Here is a 20725-nt window from a genome sequence, read left to right as displayed (position 1 = left end):
ACCTGATCAATGAATGGAAAGGAGTGACGTGGATGAAAGCGCCGCAAGCCGAAAAACGCCCGCATAGGATGACGATGCACGGCGATACCCGCATCGATGATTATTATTGGCTGCGAGATGATGAACGCAAGAATCCGGAGGTGCTGGCTTGGTTGCAGGAGGAGAATCGTTATTGCGAGCATGTCATGGCGCCCTATGCCGCGCTGCGTCATACCTTGTATGAGGAGATGGTCGCGCGGATCCCCAGGGAGGATGTTTCAGTACCTTATGTGAAACGTGGTTATCGCTACCAGAGCCGCTATGAGCCGGGTAAGGATTACGCTATCTATCAGCGTCAGCCGGAGCAGGAAACAGAAAGCGGCGCCTGGCAGGTATTGCTGGATGGCAATCAACGCGCGACAGGCAGCGAGTTCTACAACCTTGGCGCGCTGGCCGTTAGCCCGGACAATCGACTGATGAGCGTCGCGGAGGATTTATTGTCTCGTCGCCAGTATGTGCTGACGTTTCGCGATCTCACCACCGGCGAGTGGCTGGCAGACCGGCTGGAGAATGTCTCCGCCGGCAGTGAATGGGCGGCGGATTCCCGTACTCTTTATTACGTACGTAAACATCCGCAGACGTTGCTGCCTTATCAGGTGTATCGCCATCGCCTGGGGGAGGATCCGCAGCAAGATGAACTGGTGTATGAGGAAACGGATGACGCGTTCTACCTCAGTCTGGATAAAACCACGTCCGAGCGTTATATCCTGATTTATCTCGACAGTACCACCAGTACCGAAATTCTGTTGCTGGATGCCGAAGACCCTTATGCCAAACCGTGTGTGTTTGTACCGCGGCGGCCGGATCACGAGTATGTTATCGATCATTTCCGCGACGCCTTTTATGTGCGTTCCAATAAAGACGGTAAAACCTTTGGTTTTTACCAGACCCAGGATGTCGGCGAATCAGCATGGGAAGTGTTGATTGCCCCGCGTCCGGAACGCGTACTCGAAGGGTTTTCGCTGTTTGACGACTGGTATGTGGTCGAAGAACGCGAGCATGGATTAACCCATATCCGCTATATCCGTTGGCAGACGGCAGAATCTCACCAGATCGCCTTTAATGATCCCGCTTATGTGACCTGGCTGAGTTATAACCCAATGCCGGAAAGTACGCGATTGCGTTACGGCTATTCCTCCATGACCACGCCGATGACTATCTATGAGCTGGACATGGCGACCGGCGTTCAGGTGGTGCTCAAACAATCTGAAGTGAAAAATTTTGATGCCGGGAATTACCGGAGCGAGCGTGTGTGGGTAACGGCTCGCGATGGCGAATCCGTGCCGGTATCGCTGGTGTATCATAAAGACTGCAAACTGGCTCAAAGCCCATTACTGGTTTATGGCTATGGCGCTTACGGCAGCAGTATGGACCCGGAATTCAGTAGTAGCCGTCTTAGCTTGCTGGATCGTGGTTTCGTCTATGCGCTGGCGCATATTCGCGGCGGCGGTGAGCTGGGGCAGCAATGGCATGATCAGGGGCGCCTTTCCAACAAGATGAATACTTTTACGGATTTCATCGACGTCACGCAGGCCCTGCTGACAAGCGGTTATGGCGATCCGACGAAAACCTTCGCGATGGGCGGCAGTGCGGGTGGGTTACTGATGGGCGCAGTAATGAATATGGCGCCGTCATTATTCCAAGGGGTGGTAGCGCAGGTGCCGTTTGTCGATGTGCTCACTACCATGCTGGACGAGTCTATTCCGCTTACCACGGGGGAGTATGACGAGTGGGGTAACCCGAACAATAAGCGTGATTACCAGTACATGAAACAATATAGCCCTTATGACAATCTTTCGGCACAAGCGTACCCCCATCTGTTGGTGACGACCGGCCTGCATGACTCGCAGGTTCAGTACTGGGAACCGGCTAAATGGGTAGCGAAACTGCGTGAAATAAAAACTGATGATCACCTGCTGTTGCTGCATACCGACATGGGAGCCGGTCATGGCGGTAAATCCGGTCGTTTGGCTCAGTTTGAGGATATTGCACAGGAGTTTACCTTCTTGCTGATGAGACTTGAGCAGCAGGCATTGCCCGCGTAGGGATGGGGTTTGGGTATCACGCGAGAAAAGGGCGGCCTGTTTGGGCACCGGATTACCGTAAAAGACAGGAAACGATAACAGGGAGATTGGAACTGCGATCACCGGGTGTCAGGAGGCAGAGGGTGATCGCAGGATGTTGCCTCAGTAGTCGCACTGGTTAGCTAACAGCGAAAACAGCGGCAACGTGGTGAGTTAACTTCAGTTAGTTTCAGGCTGTGGTTGAGACCGTTTGGCTCGCTTTTCCGCCCGTTTCTGCGCGGCGGTTTTCAGCGGTTTTTTCCTGGCGTTTTTCTTGCTGTCCATTCCTTTACTCATCTTATGCCTCGCTTGGTAAAAGGTTGGTATGCCTGTTTATTAACCCCCTGTTTGTGAGGAGATGCAAGCGAAAAAATGCTTTTTTTGACCCAAAAAATGGCGGAACAGAACAGAAAAAGTGACGAAAACCGGCGTGCGGCTAGACAATCGGACGCTATCCTTCCGTGCTGGATAGCATCCTTGCCAACTTGTGCTGCGGAATATTTTATTTACTGTGAGGGTCGTACGGTAAGGTGGAGAACTGGTGGGATATCCTCCGGTAGTCACTGACCCTTTCCCGAAAATAGGCGCGCAGATGCGCGGGTTGCTGCTGTTCGATTTCATCCGGGATCACCGGCATGTTGTAGCGTTCGCGAAACGCTACGCCGGATGCTGCCAGATCCACATTGACCTTTTCCATTTCTTCATAAGGCAGGTCGGCCAAATTGTATCCCATGATTGCCTCCTTCTGTGTTGCGCCACAAAAGTAAAGCAGAAGTGCGGAATTGGCAAATCCTGTTACTTCCCGCATCTCGACAAGTCATCAGGTGACTCGTATTCTTGCCGCTGTTTTGGGGTGAAACGGGTGTGACAGGAAAGCAATACAAGGATAAGACAATGTTGAAACGTATAATTTTTCCGGCTTTGAATACGGCGTTGCTTGTAGGGAGCCTGATTATCTCTCATGCAGCGCTGGCACATGCGCATCTTAAAAGCCAGACGCCGATTGCGGATAAAACAATTTCAGTACAACAGGCTCCGTTATTTCTGACGTTGCGTTTCTCTGAAGATATTGAGGCTGCTTTCAGCGGTGTTGAACTGAAGTTGGCGGGGCAGGCCGTGCCGGTGGACAAGGTAACGGTAGACAATGAACACCGCAATGTTCTGGTTGTTCCGCTTGAGAAGCCGCTGACCGGTGGTAACTATCAGGTTAACTGGCATGTGCTCTCTGTTGATGGTCATAAGACTGAGGGAAGCTATCGCTTCGTTGTCGAGTAACATAAGAATGCGGATTCTGTGACGATGCTGGAAAGTGTGTACGCATTATTGCGCCTCGGGCATTTTTCCAGCCTCATGTTGTTAGTCGGTGTCGCGGGGTTCAGTGAGTTACTGGCTCCCCGTGAGTACCGGGCTTGGTTGGCTTCACGACTGCGTGGGGTGATGGCGTTCAGCAGTGTGGCGGCATTTTTAACGGCGATTGCCATACTGGCGGCACAGACTGGGCTGATGAGCGGCAACTGGCATAATATGAGTGACGTTGCCACCTGGCGTGCGGTGTTGGGTACCCGCTTCGGCACATTTTGGGTATGGCAACCGGTGCTGGCGTTAGTGGCCTGTGTGATGGTGTTCCAGCGTCATCCGGTATGGCTGGCGAGCGTGTTGCTGTTCGGCGTATTACAGCTGTGCGGCATGGCTTGGCTGGGGCACGCCGCGATGCTGGAAGGAAAACTCGGCTTATTGCATAGTATCAATCAGGCTGTGCATTTGTTGGCTGTGACCTTTTGGGTTGGTGGGCTACTGCCTTTGCTACCGGTGTTGCGGGATGCACGACAAGGGCTGATGCGAGCGGATGCCATCCTGACGATGATGCGTTTTTCTCGTTACGGCCATTGGGCGGTGGCGCTGGCGATCCTGACCGGGTTGATCAATACCCGATTAATTCTCGGTTGGCCGTTACCGGAAATAGGGCTGTATGGCGTCTTGCTTGCCATCAAAGTTATGTTGGTTGCTGTTATGGTGTTGCTGGCGTTATTTAATCGCTACCGGGTGGTGCCGCGTTTTCAGCAAGCCAATACCGCCGCTTATGATTATTTCTTGCGGGTAACCAGGGTAGAGTGTGGATTATCTGTTTTGGTTATTGCGTTGGTCAGTTTTCTGGCGACATTGTCTCCAGTGTAAATCGTGCGAGGAATGAAAGCCGCTTTCAAAGAGCCGTGCTGTTATTTTTAACCATATTTGGATAATGAAAATAGTTATCAGAACCAATCTCCGGACACATGCCGAATAATGAAAATCATTATCATGATTAAATGATAATGCGTTGAATTTATGAAGAAACAACCTTCATATTGTGTTAATGCGATGTTTCAAATCTCCTTTTTTACATGCATAATATAAAGCAGAACCATCATCTGCCAGTAAAATAAGGAACGGTCATGTTAAAAAAAGAAATGATTCAAAAGCTGAATGAACAGCTCAACCTCGAGTTTTACTCCGCTAATTTGTACCTGCAGATGAGCGCTTGGTGTGGCGACAAAGGTTTTGAAGGGGCATCAGCTTTCCTCAAATCACACTCTCGCGAAGAAATGGATCATATGCAGCGCCTGTTCGATTATCTGGACGATACGGGGAGTCTGCCGGTGTTGGGGGCGATTGCTGCGCCGCCGGTAGATTTCGATTCGCTGCAGGATGTATTCAAGCTGACTTATGAGCATGAGCAATTGATTACTCAGAAAATCAATGAACTGGCTCATGCGGCCATGACATTGCAGGACTACTCGACCTTCAATTTCCTGCAATGGTATGTCGCTGAACAACATGAAGAAGAAAAGCTGTTCAAATCCATTCTCGACAAACTGGGTATGGTAAATACTCAGGAAGGCGGCCTGTTCTTCATTGATCAGGACCTGAAAAAAATGGCAACCTCGGTAGCACCGTCAGCCTGATAGCTTCTGGGGCAGCAGGATTACCTGCTGCCCGATAAGGCGTTTAGCTGCCGTTTTCCCATCGCTTGGCTTTATTGATATATACCGGTCATACTGCAAGTTGCAGGTGCGTTGGTTTTCTTACTCGGTTATACCTGGAGTTTGCCCTGCAACCCGAACTATTTAGGGTATAATATTTAAATAACAGGCACGACGTTACCAAATGACTTGTTAATTGAAGAATTATAAACTTTTCCTTCAGCGAACATAAATAACACCTTGTTTTTTCCCATGTAAGCACCGAATCCATTCTTCGCATTTATCCAGACAGGAACCACCCATCCAAACGTAACTTTATATTTTGATGATAATTTCGACCCCTCTTCCAAATAACCTTTGTATGGCGTCATGAACACATAACGAGCACTATAGGGATCTTTAAGTGCAAAACTGCAATACGCGTGTATTTGCTTTTTATAATCTGCCGGCAATGTCCCATAGTTAGCGGTTTGGACCTGTATCTGCGTGGGTGGTTGCTGTGTTGCGCAGCCTGCCAATACTAACGATGTCGCAACGGCGAAAATGATTTTTCTCATTATTGATAGTCTCGTCTGTTATACCCCCGCCGCAGTATGCCGAATGCAATATCAACGGCGTATTAACCATTAACGTATTTCCCTGATGATTGTGCCGGTATCGTCAACTCGACTTCATCAATGCGGGTCGCTATGATCCCGGTTCTGGAAAGACGGATTTACCGCTTACATCACCCATAGCACATCGCTGCACCCGGTGGTACACCCTCTGGGGGCTTTACATGGAATATCACGATGAAAAAAGTAGTGCTGTCACTTATTGTCTCTGTGCTGTCGGCCCAGGCGTTCGCCGCCCCGCAGTTGGCTAATTTGAGCAAGCTGGAATATGGCTCGCGTTGGGCATTTAACCGTGAAGAAGTTCAGTTGATTTGCCGCCTTGGCCACGCCCTGTTTGTGATTAATCCCAGCACATTGGTGCAGTATCCCCTCAATGAAGTTGCGCGCGAGCAGGTCAAAGCCGGTAAGGTAAACGCCAGCCCGCTGGAAACCATCTTGCTGGAAGATCCGCAGCACCCAGGGCAAAAGATGAGTCTGCAACCCTTTATCGACCGGGCGCAAAGCCTCTGTCAGTAGTGCGCATAGCACGCCGAAGACGACTGTGGATCCTGAATGCGCGGGTTTGCGTTGGTTGTCACAAAGTGTACAGATTGTTTCGGAATTGACTGTTCAAAAAATGGGCCAGACTGGAAAACGAAAGTGAGTCGTCTACGCTTAAAGTGCAGGCGGAAATGACGCCTGCAACAAATGCCAACTTTTAGCGCACGGCTCTCTCCCAAGAGCCATTTCCCTAGACCGGGCACAGGAATCGTGTTCGGTCTTTTTTTATCTTATTGATTTTAAATGATTTATTTTTAAAAGTCCGAAAATGTCCGAAATTGGTCCGAAAATCCGTACCCGGTGTAAATTGCAACGGTCAGATAATCACCATTATCTGTCGCAATATCGGCCTTTCAATAACAATGTTGTAACAAGAGATTGTCGTGGAGCGTCGCTTTGCGATACTCAAAGAAAATCGTCGTACCGCTACATGCTCGGAAAAAACAGCCAGAAATGACCTGAGTATGCTAAAGCTGAGGGCGATCAGATTATTTTTGAAGCGGTTGTTAAGTTAAGGGATATAGCCTAAAACCCGCTTTCAGGCGAAAAGATGCAGGAATGCTAAGCATTGCCATAAAATAAGATCGACATGGCGTGAAGGCGTCTGTTTACTTGTGCTATAAATTCAATGTGATAAATTTCATCCCGGTTTATAAAATATGTCAGACCGTTTTCGGGATGCTTTCATGTCATTTCATCAATATCGACAGGCCTTGAATACAGTTATGCAGAAGGAGTTTACGTGACAAGGAAAGTGCTCGTTTTTATCAATACCTATCGATGGTTGATTTACCTGGTTTGGACAGTGCCGACGTTTTTCATCTGGAGTTATTTGGGCTACCAGGTGTGGGAAGAGGATCCTGATGCGCCGGGGATGCTATACCTGGCCCCTGCCTGGGCGGTGTGGTTCCTTCTACATTTGTGTACTGCAATAATCCTTGCCATTGTGTTGAAGATTTGGCAAGTGCGGCAGATACGGAAACGTCAACCTTCCTGAAGCTTTTTCGGTCCTAATGGAGCTTTATGCACGCCAACGCTGGCTCTGCTCACGCCCTTTAACATCGGAATACTGACCAGCGATGACTTGGGCAACTATGCCAGAGAGCTGCCGAAAGACGGGCATCTCAGCGGCAAAATTTTGGTTCATCGCATTGATCGCAACAACCCAACGCTGAAAACCCGGTTCAAACGGTTGGCCCGCAAAAGCATCGGCTTTTCACGCTCAATTGGATGCGTGGTCTTTCATTGTTTGTTTAAGGTCAATAGTTTGGCATAGAATTAAAAAGAAAAAGGTTTAAAAGTTGCATAAAATTACAGCTATTATGCAACTATAAAGCGATGCTATTTTTTTACCTTGGTGTTTTTCCCTTGTTGCTCCATAAGCTCAGCAAATTTAGCCCATGATAATCGGTGTTTATTAACGGAGTTTCCGGCTGGCAGCCATTCAATATTGCCCTTGCTGATTAATGCTGTCCCCAGTTTTTCTCCATCTTTCTTGACTTCTATTTCAATATCTTTATGAAGGACAATGTTTTCTGTCAGCTTCAAATTAACTTGATGAGCCATGTTAATCCTTTTTTCATTCAGTTGTGATTTTGTTAATTGTGTAAAAACGCTAACTCCATTTATGAAATCATCAAAGCATATTATTTTTTATTTGACAATCTTACTTTTCCCTATTTCTTATATTCATATAATTACCAAGCGAATTATATGAATGGTATTCTTTCGGGTTAGGTCACTATAAAAATATTATCATCTCCATTTTTTCAGGCGATCGCACCAGTACACGCCTACTGCGGTAATTACTGTGTTTTATAAAGAATGGCGTAGCCTGGCTCTCAGCTACATTCAGTGTGGAAAACTGCTGGTGACAGGCGACGTGCTTTTGGAGCAGACCGGCGTGAGGCGGAGTGACTGATGGGGATAGACGTTGCATGACAACTCCGAACAATATGAGATGGAATAAGTTGTTAGCCAACCGATGGGGTTTTGATTATGATAAGAAAATCTCCCGCATTCCGAAGTAAAGCGTTACGTGAGCCTGCCTATGGGCAAGTTTGCACGCTTCAGATTCCAGGCATCTGTAACGGCAATCCAGAAACGACAGTATTATGCCATCTCCCCAGTCCGACACATGGTATGGGATATAAAGGTGATGACTTCTGGGCCGTCTATAGTTACTCGTCTTGTCATGATGTGATTGATAGGCGAGTGCCTTATGACTGGGTGCAGGAAGAGGTTTTTCTTCAGGCATTATATCTTATTTTTAAGTTCATTTTAGAGAGGGGTAGTTAAATCGTGGGAATTTACACCGATATGTCAGTAATAGATGAAATTGAAAAAACACATAGAATTATATCTGAGAAAATATCAAAAAATAAAAAATATAGAATCAATGAACTAAGTTCTGAAGAAGAAAAGGAAGATTTTATTAATAGTATATTATGGGCGGCATGGAGCGATTTTTATAGAATCTTCACTAATAGAAGGGAACTTTTAGATAAAAACACCTCTTTTAATCAGGAGGTGATACCGGAGCAAATTAAGTTCTCACGAGAGTATTATATTAACAATAAGATTCCTTTTTTATCAAATTTAATAAGACTTATGTATGAATTTTATTTCTGGATTGGCAGGGAAAGAGAGCAAATATTTCTTGAATACGACACGCTGACTATGTTAGATAATTTGTTTGACCCATCCGAGATTCTTGGTGCACAGTTTGGATGGATTAGGGATTATTTCGTAGTCACGTTGGTAAGATCCGTTTTGAATAGTGATGGCTTTGAGAAAGCTAAGTCACTAATAAAAGATATAGATCATAAGAAATATGATTTTACTAAAGAGGTGGATGATTTGGTAAAAAACAAATTTGCTTATTTTTCTGATAGCATTTCAAGTACTTATACCAAGTCACAAGAAATAATAAGGATGGATAAGGAAAAAATAAATGATATGGTTGTCGATATAAATGGTAAGGTTGAAGAAATAAATGCACTTGCTGACAAGGTCAGCAAAATGAGGACGGAATATAATTTTGTTGCGTTGAGTTCTGCTTTTGCTCAAATAAAAGAAAAGAAAGAGGATGAGTTAAGAACTGTAGAGGTTTATTATCAAAATCTATTCGGTTGTATATTTATTGCTCCTGTGTTGGCCGTTATTTTACACTTTCTAAAGAAAGATTTTTTCCCTACGGATATCTCTGCACTATTCATTATTTTCCCTATTTTGACTATTGAGCTGGCATTAATCTATTTTTTTAGGTTGTCATATTTAGAGGGGAAGTCAATAAGAACACAATTAGTGCAAATTGAATTAAGATTGAGTTTGTGTGCTTTTGTTGAAGGCTATGTTGATTATCGTAAAAAGGTTGAAATGAAAGATCCTGATCTTTTTAAACTTTTTGATGCCATGATATTTAGCCCTATTCAGGTTAATGAGAACAACATACCCTCAATGTTTGACGGTGTTGAAGCGATTGCCAATCTGGTTGATAAGGTAAAATAATAGCTTACTTATGCACTGTAACTCAATCGACGCATTAACCAGCATTCGCACCAAGGCCAGGCTTGAAAACCGCAATGGTAAGGTTCGCAAAGTTCACCGAAGGATCGAGTTGGAAGAACAAGCAGCGTTGATTGAGTGTGCTTCTTCGCAAGCAAATAAATGACGAAATAGAGGCATAATATGGGTATCTATGGTGAAACAGCGGTGGCAGTGGCATCAGAATACGATAGTAGTAATAAGCTTGATCCAAGAGAGTGCTGGGAATCTTCAATTATCCAGTTCACTGATAGCAGGGAAAGTCAGAAAAAGGGGTGTCCAAAATCTGCATTTCTTGGCTTGTGTCAGGAAGGGTATGTTAAGGGTATTCCGAAGGGAAATTATCTACCACCAGATAGCCCAAATAAAGAATATGCCGTATCCGCAGCAGATTTGGTACTGAAAGAGCCAGGCAGGAAATATTCAAGGGCTGAATTGTGGGGAAATGCCACAAAATATTATCCTGGCGCTGCGAAAAACCAGAATGGGCAGATGGATGTTGTTATGACTCTGAAAGAAGCTGGTTTACTACAGCACCCTGATTGACCTTATATCTCATAAACGCTTAATTCGCGAAAGATACCGGAGTATGCCTTAAAAACTGCTCCGGTTTTTATTGGTTAGTTCTCAAGTGCATGGTCCTTCCGAAGGAGATATAACGATGATATATCCAAAATAATTCGAGTTGCAGGAAGGCGGCAAGAGAGAGAATCCCGATGAGCTTACTCAGGTAAGTGATTCGGGTGAATGAACGCAGCCAACGCGCCTGCAACTTGAAGCATGACGGTTATAAAATTATCCGGATACTTATTGATGCGTTAATGTGAGCAATGATCGCAAGATTCACCCGGCGAATTTGGTAAGGTGATAGCGCGTAATTCCCTTGAAATGATGGTATTCAATCCCATCCCACAGATTGTGAAACCAATTGCAGAAGCCTACGTCAATGACGACCTTTTCCATATTCTGATTAAAAGCGAAAACCTGCAGTGCTGCTGGCGCTTGGGGTGCTTTGGGTTTTTTAATTAACAGCGCCAGCCTTTCAATAACAATGGTGTAGCAAGAAATAAGCGCCGGCGGCCATGACTATTGGTGCGGAAACGGGGCGATGGCGTATTGCGTATAAAAATCACTGATGGAAAGCGAGGTGACCTCGCCGGAGCTATTGTCGCCGACAAAAACCTGTTGGCCGGATTGGCTGCTGACGGCTTTATAAATCAGCGTTGGGACGGATACACTGTTACCAATACGTTTGTTACCGAACAAGGCTCCGGTAATTACCCAGACTTCGCCATCCTGTAACGCCAGTTTGCGAACATATTCTTCTGTTTTACGCCAAGATAGTCGGTTCAGTTTCGGTAATTGCGGTGTCATATTCGACATTGAAAATGACTCACGCTGTGTTTGAGCATCAGGCATATCTCCAGCCGGCGTCATATGACCTTGGTCGTATCCGGAATATTCATAATCACTACTTGATGATTGTGCTGCTGTGGGGATTTGGTGCTCACGATGAAAGGCATTCCGCCGGGGAAGTTTTTCTGCCGCTTTGACCCTCTCCGCCGTTAAATGCTCAGCAGAAATAACGGGGCCTTTATTCGCATAGCTATACAGGACAGCAAAAGCTGTAAAACAGATTTCTTCATCATAATGAATATCCGGTGTTTCATCATGAATAAAATTTCCAGGACATAGCGAACGACCGGCTATTCCCGGTGAGCTGGCTATTATCAGTATTAATACCAATAAACAGCGGGTCATCGAAGCTATTGCCATTATTTTTCTCTCTTATCGATATTCAGCGGGAGACATCATCAGGCGGAATATCAACGGTAACGACCTCGCTGGTTAGCATGTTGATATTCGCTTTGGTGCGACCGAATAATTATTCTGTTTACCGCCCGAATAATCGCGTGCGTCGGGTTCACCTCTCTGTCACCGAACAATCTCTGTCACCGAACAATCTCTCTCGACGGAAAGCGATTATACCGGTGCAATACGGTACTGACGGCAATATGCCGTGACACAGATGTATACAGTAGGAAAAAATAAAACGAAAAATCATGTGCTAAGCTTGCCAAAGCAGGGTCAATACTAACAGAGAGGGTACGATGGGAATTCTTTCATGGGTTATTTTCGGTCTCATTGCAGGCATTCTGGCTAAATGGATTATGCCGGGTAGAGACGGTGGCGGTTTTATCATGACGGTATTGCTGGGCATCGTCGGGGCGGTCGTCGGCGGTTGGATCAGCACCTTTTTTGGTTTCGGTAAAGTGGATGGTTTTAATATCGGCAGCTTTGCCGTGGCGGTGGTGGGTGCGATCGTCGTACTGTGGATTTACCGTCGGGTACGCGACTAAGACCGTCTTTTATCTATTCCCCATCGGTATCCGTCTGTGGGGGCGGCATCAGGTGCGTGTTATCAGCTGCCTGATGCCGGCTATTAACGGCGAGAGGATTGGCTGAGTGATACCGCCAGTACGGATAAGAGGATGAGCGCGAAAACAGGCGGTAAAACCGTCCAGACCGCACGCTCGACGTAAGGCATCCCTTCGGCCAGAACGCGCCCCCATTCCGGCGAGGGCGGTTGTTCGCCTAACCCCAGAAAACCCAACGATGCCAGTGCCAGTGCGATACCGGGCAGGCGCAACATGGCATGGCGTGTGACGGGGCCTATCAACGCCGGAATAATATAGCGAATGACGCAGGTGAAACGACTTAGGCCAAATAGCGGTGTAAGGCGGATATACGGCTGAGCGTTGATTTCAGTGACCAGCGCCGCAGTATGTGCCGCCAGCGGTGCCCAGGCCACCAGCGCCACCGCGAACGCCGCACCGGCGGTAGAAGGGCCATACAGCGCAGCGACGACCATGCCCGCGATAACCGGCGGCATGGCGTTGGCCGCTTCGGCCGGGCCGCTCAGCAGGCGGGGAAACAACCCGATGAACACCCCCAGCAACAAGCAACAACCTGTCACCACCGCCGCAGTGAGCAAGGTTGCGAGCGCACCATGCGCAACCCGAGCCAACATGTCGCGGCCGGTGGCATCGGCACCAAACGGCAACGACCAGTCGGGTGGTTGCAGCCGGGTAAAATCGGAGCTAAACGGATCGCGTGGCAGGCCGGTAAGAACGATGACCGCCAGCAACAGCATGATCATGAACGGCAGACGATAATGGCGGTTTATCACGGCAATCGTGCTGGCAGGCGTGGACAGTGAACCGTTATCCAATGCCTGTCCAAGCAGGACGCGGTGCAGCAGAGAGATAATGCTGCCCGTTATGACGGCCATCACCAGCAGAATCAACACGCCGCATTGCAACGACGGCAAATCCTGCGCGGCGGCGGCGCCTAATGTCGCTCGCCCCAGCCCCGGTATCGCGAACACTTTTTCTACCGCGACTGCACCTCCGGTTAGCCCAACCAGTACCAGACCAACCTGAGGCAAAATCGCCGGCAGGGCGCGACGTACGACGCCGGACAGGCAGTCGCGCCGCGAAAAACCGGCCATATGCCAGGTTAATAACCAGGGTTCGCTGAAGGTGGCGGCTAACGCATCGCTGAATAACTTACCGAGCAGGCCGCCGGCCGGTATGCCCAGCGCCAGTGCCGGTAAAACAAGATGTTGCCATGATTGCCAGCCATAGGGCGGTAGGATTTGTAACCAGACCGCACCGATGATCAGTAAAAACGACGACAACAGAAATTCCGGCATCGCGGTGAGGGCGGTAGCCAGAATGCCGTTACTGCGCCGGTTATCGCCGGCCAGCCCACGCTTCAGGGTCGGCCAAGTCAGTAACAGCGCCAGTACGGCGGCTACCGTTAACGCCGCCAACATCAGCGTCAGCGATACGCCGGCAGCCTCCAGCATACCGGGCAATACCGGTTTTCCGGATACCCAGGATACGCCGGCATCACCCTGTACTAAACCGCGTAGCCATTGTTTCAGAAAGACCCACGGCCCTTGCGACAGGCCGAGGTGCTGACGAATGGCTTCCAGCGCTTCCGCCGTGGCTTCCTGCTCGCTGGAACGGGCACGCAACAGGCTCAGTGCCGGATCAGCGTCGGATAGCCAGGGCAGCAACCCGACCAGTACGATAATGGCCAGCGCCGTCAGCAGACGGGAAGCCATAACCAACAGCGACGAAGACAGTATGGCTATTGGCGGTAGCCGGGCCTGCGGGTTACTCATGGTTTGGTATAGGCTCCGTCGATGTGCGTCTGTACGTCTATCAATGTGCGCTCACGTGGGTCCCGAATGGCCTGACGCAATCGCGCAGATTCACCCTGAATCACCCTTTCATGCAATAGCGGAATAGCGGCATTGGTCGACAGAATCAACTGCTCGGCGGCCATGATCGCCTGACGTCGGGATTCACCGGCCGGGGTCGCGGCAGCTTGCTTCAGGGCGTCGTCTACCGCTGGATTACACAACTGCGAAATATTGAATGAGCCTTTGCAGGAAAAGTCGCTATACAGATAAGCGACCGGATCGCCGGAATCCAATACCGTGGCGCGAGACAAGATAAAGGCGTCGAAATGGCCGGCCAACGCATCCGCTTCTATCTGCGAGTATTCGCGGACTTCTTGTTTCACGGTGAAGCCGGCGGCAGTCAACTGTTGTGCCAGATAAACCGCGACTTCCGGTAACTCCGCCCGGTCGCTGAATGTCGCCAGCGTGATGGTTGCACCGTTCGGGGCTGAGGCGGCGACGGGGGCGCTGACTGGCTGGCGCAACGCTGCCGCCCATTGAATCGCCGGGCCTAACAGCCCACTCGCCACATCGGCGCGGTTTTCGTAAACGTTTTTGACCAGGATATCCCGCTGGATCGCATCGCGTGCAGCCGCACGCAGAGCGGGATCGCTGAATGCACCGCGACGGGTATTGAGGTAGAGCGTATTGGTGCGAGGCATCGGCACCTCATGAACCAGTCCTGCGTCCAGCAGCGGCGCCTGTGAAACCGGTATGGCTTCTACCAGGTCAGCCGTGCCGGTACGCAACGCCGCGGTACGCGCCGCACTATCCGGCACAAAATCAACATCGATACCCGGCGCGGCGGCTTTGTTGCCCCAGTAGCCGTCAAACCGGTCGAGCCTGGCGCTGCTGGTGCCGTTAAGCTGCGTCAGTACGAAAGGGCCGGTGCCGGTTCGAATCGGGCTGACCACGCCGTTGGCGCCGTAAGCGGCAGGAGACAGAATGGTCAACTGGGGGCTGGATAAGCGTTGCGGCAACAGCGGATCGCGGGTCGCGGTGGTGATCCGCACCGTGTGAGGATCATCCTCCGTTACGTTAAGCGTTACGCCATCAAGGATGCGTGGTTTGGGGGCGGCGTGCATGGCGGCCGTCAGCGCTTTAACCACCGAACCGGCAGTGAAATCGCTGCCGTCGTGGAATTTCACGCCGTCGCGCAGGGTAAAACGCCAGGTGAGTTCATCCAACTGTTGCCATCGCGTAGCCAGTGCAGGTTGCGCGTCACCGTTAGCATCAAGCACGACCAGTGTCTCACCGGTACGCCAACGCGACAGCTTAAAGGCGTCATCGCTGAATGGCGACAGCGCTGAGCGGGGCGGCAATAACATGGCCAGGCGAATACGCAGCCCGTCCGCACCGGCAGCGGCGGGTTCCTGTTTGTCAAAACAGCCGGTGAGTAACAGGGCGGATGCCAGTATGGCGACCAGCGAGGGGGAGCGAAACATACGCATTCCTTATGATGGTGAAAGTTCAATCAAAAACGGGCAGCGTCGGCACGGCTGCCAGTAATGCCTGAGTGTGAAAATGAAACGGCTCGGCGAGCAGGTCGGGCAATGGGCGGTCTTCCACCAGGCGGCCGTGGTACATAACCAGCACTCGCTGACAAAGCGATGTCACCACCGACAGGTCATGAGAAACCAGTAACAACCCCATCCCGTGGCGGCGCGATAGCGAATCGAGCAACGTGGTGATTTGTTGACGCAGGGGCAGGTCGAGCCCGCTGACCGGCTCATCGGCCAGCAGGAATGCCGGGCGAAGCGCAATCGCCCGGGCAATCGCGACCCGCTGAGCCTGACCTCCGGAGAGTGATTCCGCGCGCTGGTGCAACACGGTGAGCGGCAGTTCAACCTGCTCCAGCGCAGTACAGACCGCCTGTTTGAGGTTCTCCGTTGCTCCCAGTTGCCGCAGCGGTTCGGCGATCAGCGCGAATACCGAAGCATGTGGCGCCAGCGAACTTGCCGGGTCTTGCGGGATGTACTGCACCAGTCGCCGATACCAGCGCAAGCGGGAGACCCGATCCGGGTGTACTTGCCGTTCCTGACACCACACTTCGCCCTGCGACGGGGCTTCCAGCGCCAGCAAGATTTTCAGTAAGGTGGATTTGCCGCTGCCGGATGCTCCAACCAATGCCACGCGTTCTCCGGCGTGAAGATCAAGGCTGAGATGTTGCAGTGTCGGCGTGACGGTGGCTCGGCGCATAAAGCCACCGGCAGCCCGATACTGATGGCTGATGCGATGCAACTGTAAAAAAGGGGCGTTTCGTAGTACGCCAATCGTATTATTGCTCATGGTATCAACTGGCCTGTGACCAGGGGATGGTCGGTGTGACCGCCTGGGGATTATGCCGGTTGCCGACAGAGGATTGCCGCGCGGCTGCAATCAAGGCGCGGGTATAAGTATGGCGGGGCGCATTCAGCAATTGGCGCATGTCGCCTTGCTCAACCAGACGACCGTTTTCCATCACCAGTGCGCGCTGGCAGATCATGGCGGCCACCGTGATGTCGTGGGTGATGAACAGCAAGCTGGTGCGCGGCGATTGTTGCAGCCTGGTTTGTAAGGTTTGCAGAACCTGCGCTTGCGTGACGACATCCAGCGCCGTCGTGGGCTCATCGGCGATCAGCAACGGCCGTTCGCACAGCAACGCCAATGCAATACACAGACGCTGACGTTGGCCGCCTGAAAGTTCGCCGGGATAGCGCATCAGCACGGCTTGCGGATCGGTAAAGCCGACGGCACGCAGCAGGTCGGGTAATGCCCGTGGGGCGGGTTGAGACCTGAGCGCCATGCGAAATTGGGCTTCAATACTGAACAGCGGGTTAAGCGATGTGGCGGAATCCTGAAAAATCGCGGCCGGACGTTCACAAGGCGGGCGCTGTGACAAGGCGATATTGGCCACTTCTTTACCCTGAAGTCGAATGCTGCCGCTGAGCCGGCCGCCGACGGGCAGTACCCCCAGCAGGCAACGTGCAGTCAGCGATTTGCCTGAGCCGGACCCACCCAGCAGACAGACACGTTCACCGGGCGTCAGAGAGAAGCTGACGTCATTAATCTTGTTTTTACCGTCAATACAAAGTGTTAATTGTTTGACATCCAGCACACGGCACCCCGGAATGTGAACATTTATTTCAAGTAATATGTTATAACATATCAATTAAAATAAAAACCCGTCGGTCGATATGGAAATCAGCGGGGCGTGATCCAGCCGTTCGGCGTACCGCGTGGCTACGGTTTGGGAGGAAATGACAACAGGAAAAAACAACAGGAAAAGACAGCCAGCGCGTAACACGCCGGCTGTACAGGTCAGGTTAGTTATCGACGGTTTGTTTGTGGAAGATTTCGCGAAAGACGGGATAAATATCGTCTTGATCGCGGATATGCTGCATGGCGAAGTTATCAAAACTCTCTCGCAGCGCTTCATATTCCCGCCACAACGTCTGGTGAGATCGGCGGGTGATTTCAATATAACTGTAGTAACGCACCACCGGCAGCAGGCGGGTGGCCAGTAACTCACGACAGAGCGGCGAATCGTCCGCCCAGTTATCGCCATCGGAAGCCTGTGCGGCATAAATATTCCACTGCGCAGGGTTATAACGTTCTTTGACGACATCCTCCATCAGTTTCAGGGCACTGGAGACAATGGTGCCGCCGGTTTCCTGAGAGTAGAAGAATTCCTGCTCATCCACCTCCTTGGCCTGCGTATGGTGGCGGATATACACCACCTCCACATTTTTGTAGGTTCGACTCAGGAACAGATACAGCAGGATGTAAAAACGCTTGGCGATGTCTTTGGTGGCCTGATCCATAGAGCCGGAAACATCCATCAGACAGAACATCACCGCCTGGCTCGACGGCTCCGGCCGGCGCTCGTAATTCTTGTAACGCAGGTCGAAAGTATCGATAAACGGTACGCTGGCGATGCGTTGACGTAACTCGGCGATCTCCTGACGCAGCCGCTCCTCCTCCAGCAGTTGAGCCGGTTCGGTGTTTTCCAGCAATGCCAGGTCTTCCTCCCGCTGGTGAAGCTCGCGCCGTTTACCCGCAGTCATCGCCATGCGGCGCGCCAGCGAGTTCTGCAAAGAACGCACGACGCTGATATTGGCGGGGACGCCATTGGCGGTGTACCCCGCACGGTGGGTTTTGTACTCGTTTAGTTGCCGGTGCTCGGTTTTTTTCAGGTTGGGCAGCGCCAGGTCCTCGAACAGCAGGTCAAGATATTCATCTTTGGAGATCTGGAACACAAAATCGTCCTGACCTTCACCATCCTGGCCGGCATCGCCCTGGCCTGAGCCGCCGCCACCGCCACCACCTTGCGGGCGCTCGATCTTGTCGTTCTCAACGAAATGATCGTTACCGGGGTGTACCCGGTGGCGGACTCCGCCCCGCCCCTGATGGAACATCGGTTCACTGATATCCGCGTTGGGGATCGAGATAGACTCCCCGTTTTCCACGTCGGTGACCGAACGTTTGTTGATGGCCCCGGCAATTGACTGTTTTATTTGCGACTTGTAACGGCGCAAAAAGCGCTGGCGGTTAACCGCGCTTTTGTTTTTGCCGTTCAAACGCCGATCAATGAAATAGGCCATGTTTCCCCCAAACGACATGCCTGTCGATGTCCGGCATCAGGATGACTTCCTCACGCGCAGGTACCATTCGCACAGCAAACGCACCTGTTTGCGGGTGTAGCCTTTTTCCATCATGCGATCGACAAAGTCGTCGTGCTTTTTCTGCTCTTCCGTCGAGGTTTTGGTGTTGAACGAAATCACCGGCAACAGCTCTTCGGTATTGGAGAACATCTTTTTCTCAATGACCGTCCGCAGTTTTTCGTAGCTGGTCCAGTTCGGATTACGGCCGTTGTTGCTGGCGCGGGCGCGCAATACAAAGTTGACGATCTCGTTGCGGAAATCTTTCGGGTTGCTGATGCCCGCCGGTTTTTCAATTTTCTCCAGTTCAGCGTTCAGCGATTCACGGTCAAACAGCTGGCCGGTATCCGGGTCGCGGTATTCCTGATCCTGAATCCAGAAGTCGGCGTAGGTTACGTAACGATCAAAGATGTTCTGGCCGTATTCCGAGTAAGATTCAAGGTAAGCCGTCTGGATTTCCTTACCGATGAACTCGGCATATTTCGGAATCAGGTAGCCTTTCAGGTGTTCCAGGTATTTCTCCGCTACATCTTGCGGGAACTGTTCCCGCTCAATTTGCTGTTCCAGCACATAGAACAGATGGACCGGGTTGGCCGCCACTTCGCTGTGATCAAAGTTGAACACGCGCGAGAGGATCTTGAAGGCAAAACGGGTGGAAAGCCCTTTCATGCCTTCATCGACACCGGCGTAATCTCGGTACTCCTGATACGACTTGGCTTTCGGGTCGGTATCTTTCAGGCTTTCACCATCGTATACCCGCATTTTTGAGTAGATACTGGAGTTTTCCGGATCTTTGAGCCGCGACAGGATGGAGAAGCGGGCCAAGGTTTCCAGCGTGCCGGGAGCGCAGGGCGCACGGCTCAGCTCACTGTTTACCAACAGCTTGTCATAAATTCTGACTTCTTCGGAAACCCGCAGGCAGTAAGGCACTTTGACGATGTAGACACGGTCGAGAAAGGCCTCGTTGTTTTTGTTGTTACGGAATTGCACCCATTCGGATTCGTTGGAGTGCGCAAGAATAATCCCGTTGAACGGCAGGGCGGCGATGCCTTCGGTGCCGTTATAGTTACCTTCCTGCGTGGCGGTCAGCAAGGGGTGGAGCACCTTGATCGGTGCCTTAAACATTTCCACGAATTCCATCACGCCTTGGTTGGCGCGGCACAGCGCGCCGGAGTAACCATAAGCATCCGGGTCGTTTTGTGCGAAATGCTCCAGTTTGCGGATGTCTACCTTACCCACCAGCGCTGAAATGTCCTGGTTGTTTTCGTCGCCCGGCTCGGTTTTAGCAATCGCCAACTGGGCCAGGATAGACGGCCAGACTTTGACGACACGGAACTTGGTGATGTCGCCGCCGAATTCCTGCAACCGTTTTGCCGCCCAGGGCGACATGATGGTGCCCAGATAGCGGCGTGGAACACCGTATTCTTTCTCCAGAATAGAGGCATCTTCCTGCGGGTTGAACAGGCAGAGCGGATGGTCATTGACCGGGCTGCGCTCACCATTGGCGCTGAGAACATAAATAGGAACGCGCTGCATCAGCGCTTTCAGCCGTTCGGCCAACGATGATTTACCACCACCCACCGGCCCCAACAGGTAGAGGATTTGTTTCTTCTCTTCAAGCCCTTGTGCGGCGTGCTTCAGATAAGAAACGATTTGTTCAATGGCTTCTTCCATGCCATAGAACTCTTCGAACGCAGGGTAGCGGGCAATTACCCGATTGGAAAACAAACGAGACAGACGCGGTTCCTGAGCGGTGTCGACCATGACAGGTTCACCGATAGCCATTAACAATCGCTCGGCAGCGTTCACATACGCACTGCGATCTTGCTGACAGATAGTAAGAAACTCTTGCAGAGTGAACTCTTCGTCTTTGGCAGCGTCGTAACGCTGGCGATAATGATCAAATATGTTCATAGCGTTGCCCGTCCTTCGTCGATTAACACAGAGTAAGAGAGCGAATGGTATGTATAAAGCCTATGTAATGGATGGCTCTCCCGGAAGAAGACCTCGTACTGAAATACAGCAACCCTTATGCCAACTTGACGGGTCACTGATCATCGGTTAACCGACG

The 20725-nt window shown here is 50.7% G+C and carries 19 protein-coding genes and 1 pseudogene; 10 read left to right on the top strand and 10 right to left on the bottom strand.

The features are described from left to right. Window positions 1–32 precede the first annotated feature (32 nt). Complete coding sequence (locus tag FDP13_RS00790) at window positions 33–2084, top strand: S9 family peptidase (protein WP_143838205.1); 2052 nt, start codon at window positions 33–35, stop codon at window positions 2082–2084. Window positions 2085–2604: 520 nt separating this feature from the next. On the opposite strand, the gene FDP13_RS00785 is transcribed toward FDP13_RS00790, so the two are convergent. Continuing rightward, window positions 2605–2835, bottom strand: a complete 231-nt coding sequence (locus FDP13_RS00785) for a DNA polymerase III subunit theta (protein WP_012769948.1) — start codon at window positions 2833–2835, stop codon at window positions 2605–2607. 161 nt (window positions 2836–2996) lie between these two features. Here FDP13_RS00785 and copC point away from each other — a divergent pair, with 161 nt between their 5' ends. The 3 genes from copC (at window position 2997) to ftnA (ending at window position 5044) form a co-directional block, all read left to right on the top strand. After that, window positions 2997–3377, top strand: a complete 381-nt coding sequence (gene copC / locus FDP13_RS00780) for a copper homeostasis periplasmic binding protein CopC (RefSeq protein WP_143838383.1) — start codon at window positions 2997–2999, stop codon at window positions 3375–3377. 24 nt (window positions 3378–3401) lie between these two features. Next, a complete protein-coding gene (gene copD, locus FDP13_RS00775) occupies window positions 3402–4277 on the top strand; it encodes a copper homeostasis membrane protein CopD (RefSeq protein ID WP_143838203.1) in 876 nt (291 codons plus the stop codon). A 257-nt stretch (window positions 4278–4534) separates the two neighbouring features. Beyond that, window positions 4535–5044: a non-heme ferritin gene (gene ftnA, locus FDP13_RS00770; protein ID WP_012769945.1), complete on the top strand. Its 510-nt coding sequence runs from the start codon at window positions 4535–4537 to the stop codon at window positions 5042–5044. A 176-nt stretch (window positions 5045–5220) separates the two neighbouring features. Here the strand turns inward: ftnA and FDP13_RS00765 are convergent, their stop codons facing one another. Continuing rightward, the gene (locus tag FDP13_RS00765; RefSeq protein WP_033577300.1) at window positions 5221–5619 is read right to left on the bottom strand and encodes a hypothetical protein; all 399 of its coding nucleotides are present in this window, start codon (window positions 5617–5619) and stop codon (window positions 5221–5223) included. A gap of 234 nt (window positions 5620–5853) precedes the next feature. Here FDP13_RS00765 and FDP13_RS00760 point away from each other — a divergent pair, with 234 nt between their 5' ends. Then, window positions 5854–6192 carry a YebY family protein gene (locus tag FDP13_RS00760; protein WP_143838201.1) on the top strand — a complete coding sequence of 113 codons (339 nt, stop codon included), beginning with the start codon at window positions 5854–5856 and terminating at the stop codon, window positions 6190–6192. A gap of 1027 nt (window positions 6193–7219) precedes the next feature. Further along, a pseudogene (locus tag FDP13_RS00750) lies at window positions 7220–7492 on the top strand (IS1 family transposase); the annotation flags it as partial. A 65-nt stretch (window positions 7493–7557) separates the two neighbouring features. Here the strand turns inward: FDP13_RS00750 and FDP13_RS00745 are convergent. Further along, window positions 7558–7782: a hypothetical protein gene (locus FDP13_RS00745; RefSeq protein WP_012769940.1), complete on the bottom strand. Its 225-nt coding sequence runs from the start codon at window positions 7780–7782 to the stop codon at window positions 7558–7560. 432 nt (window positions 7783–8214) lie between these two features. Between FDP13_RS00745 and FDP13_RS00740 the strand changes: the two genes are divergently transcribed. The 3 genes from FDP13_RS00740 to FDP13_RS00730 all read left to right on the top strand — a co-directional run bounded on the left by FDP13_RS00740 (window position 8215) and on the right by FDP13_RS00730 (window position 10308). Beyond that, a complete protein-coding gene (locus FDP13_RS00740; RefSeq protein WP_143838199.1) occupies window positions 8215–8514 on the top strand; it encodes a nuclease domain-containing protein in 300 nt (99 codons plus the stop codon). Window positions 8515–8517: 3 nt separating this feature from the next. After that, window positions 8518–9726, top strand: coding sequence for a hypothetical protein (locus FDP13_RS00735; RefSeq protein WP_143838197.1), 1209 nt, complete (start codon window positions 8518–8520; stop codon window positions 9724–9726). 180 nt (window positions 9727–9906) lie between these two features. After that, a complete protein-coding gene (locus tag FDP13_RS00730) occupies window positions 9907–10308 on the top strand; it encodes a hypothetical protein (RefSeq protein ID WP_143838195.1) in 402 nt (133 codons plus the stop codon). Between the two features lie 540 nt (window positions 10309–10848). On the opposite strand, the gene FDP13_RS00725 is transcribed toward FDP13_RS00730, so the two are convergent. Continuing rightward, window positions 10849–11538: a DNA/RNA non-specific endonuclease gene (locus FDP13_RS00725; protein WP_143838193.1), complete on the bottom strand. Its 690-nt coding sequence runs from the start codon at window positions 11536–11538 to the stop codon at window positions 10849–10851. A 335-nt stretch (window positions 11539–11873) separates the two neighbouring features. On the opposite strand from FDP13_RS00725, the gene FDP13_RS00720 reads away from it, so the two are divergent. Continuing rightward, window positions 11874–12122: a GlsB/YeaQ/YmgE family stress response membrane protein gene (locus FDP13_RS00720; protein WP_012769934.1), complete on the top strand. Its 249-nt coding sequence runs from the start codon at window positions 11874–11876 to the stop codon at window positions 12120–12122. 83 nt (window positions 12123–12205) lie between these two features. Here FDP13_RS00720 and FDP13_RS00715 read toward each other — a convergent pair whose 3' ends face one another. The 6 genes from FDP13_RS00715 to yeaG form a co-directional block, all read right to left on the bottom strand. Next, window positions 12206–13954 carry an ABC transporter permease subunit gene (locus FDP13_RS00715; protein WP_143838191.1) on the bottom strand — a complete coding sequence of 583 codons (1749 nt, stop codon included), beginning with the start codon at window positions 13952–13954 and terminating at the stop codon, window positions 12206–12208. Next, window positions 13951–15459 carry an ABC transporter substrate-binding protein gene (locus FDP13_RS00710; protein ID WP_033577306.1) on the bottom strand — a complete coding sequence of 503 codons (1509 nt, stop codon included), beginning with the start codon at window positions 15457–15459 and terminating at the stop codon, window positions 13951–13953. Before FDP13_RS00710 ends, FDP13_RS00715 begins: the two co-directional genes overlap by 4 nt. Window positions 15460–15484: 25 nt before the next feature. After that, window positions 15485–16303 carry an ABC transporter ATP-binding protein gene (locus FDP13_RS00705; RefSeq protein WP_012769931.1) on the bottom strand — a complete coding sequence of 273 codons (819 nt, stop codon included), beginning with the start codon at window positions 16301–16303 and terminating at the stop codon, window positions 15485–15487. Window positions 16304–16307: 4 nt separating this feature from the next. After that, window positions 16308–17111 carry an ABC transporter ATP-binding protein gene (locus FDP13_RS00700; protein ID WP_143838187.1) on the bottom strand — a complete coding sequence of 268 codons (804 nt, stop codon included), beginning with the start codon at window positions 17109–17111 and terminating at the stop codon, window positions 16308–16310. Between the two features lie 208 nt (window positions 17112–17319). Continuing rightward, the gene (locus FDP13_RS00695; protein WP_143838184.1) at window positions 17320–18597 is read right to left on the bottom strand and encodes a YeaH/YhbH family protein; all 1278 of its coding nucleotides are present in this window, start codon (window positions 18595–18597) and stop codon (window positions 17320–17322) included. Between the two features lie 36 nt (window positions 18598–18633). Further along, complete coding sequence (gene yeaG, locus FDP13_RS00690) at window positions 18634–20568, bottom strand: protein kinase YeaG (RefSeq protein WP_012769928.1); 1935 nt, start codon at window positions 20566–20568, stop codon at window positions 18634–18636. Between the last annotated feature and the right edge of the window lie 157 nt (window positions 20569–20725).

It is taken from the genome of Dickeya sp. ws52 (assembly GCF_007210685.1).
In the GTDB taxonomy this organism is placed as follows: Bacteria; Pseudomonadota; Gammaproteobacteria; order Enterobacterales; family Enterobacteriaceae; genus Dickeya; species Dickeya chrysanthemi.
The sequence above is the reverse complement of the archived record's forward strand: the minus strand, read 5'-3'. Positions and strand labels throughout refer to the sequence as shown.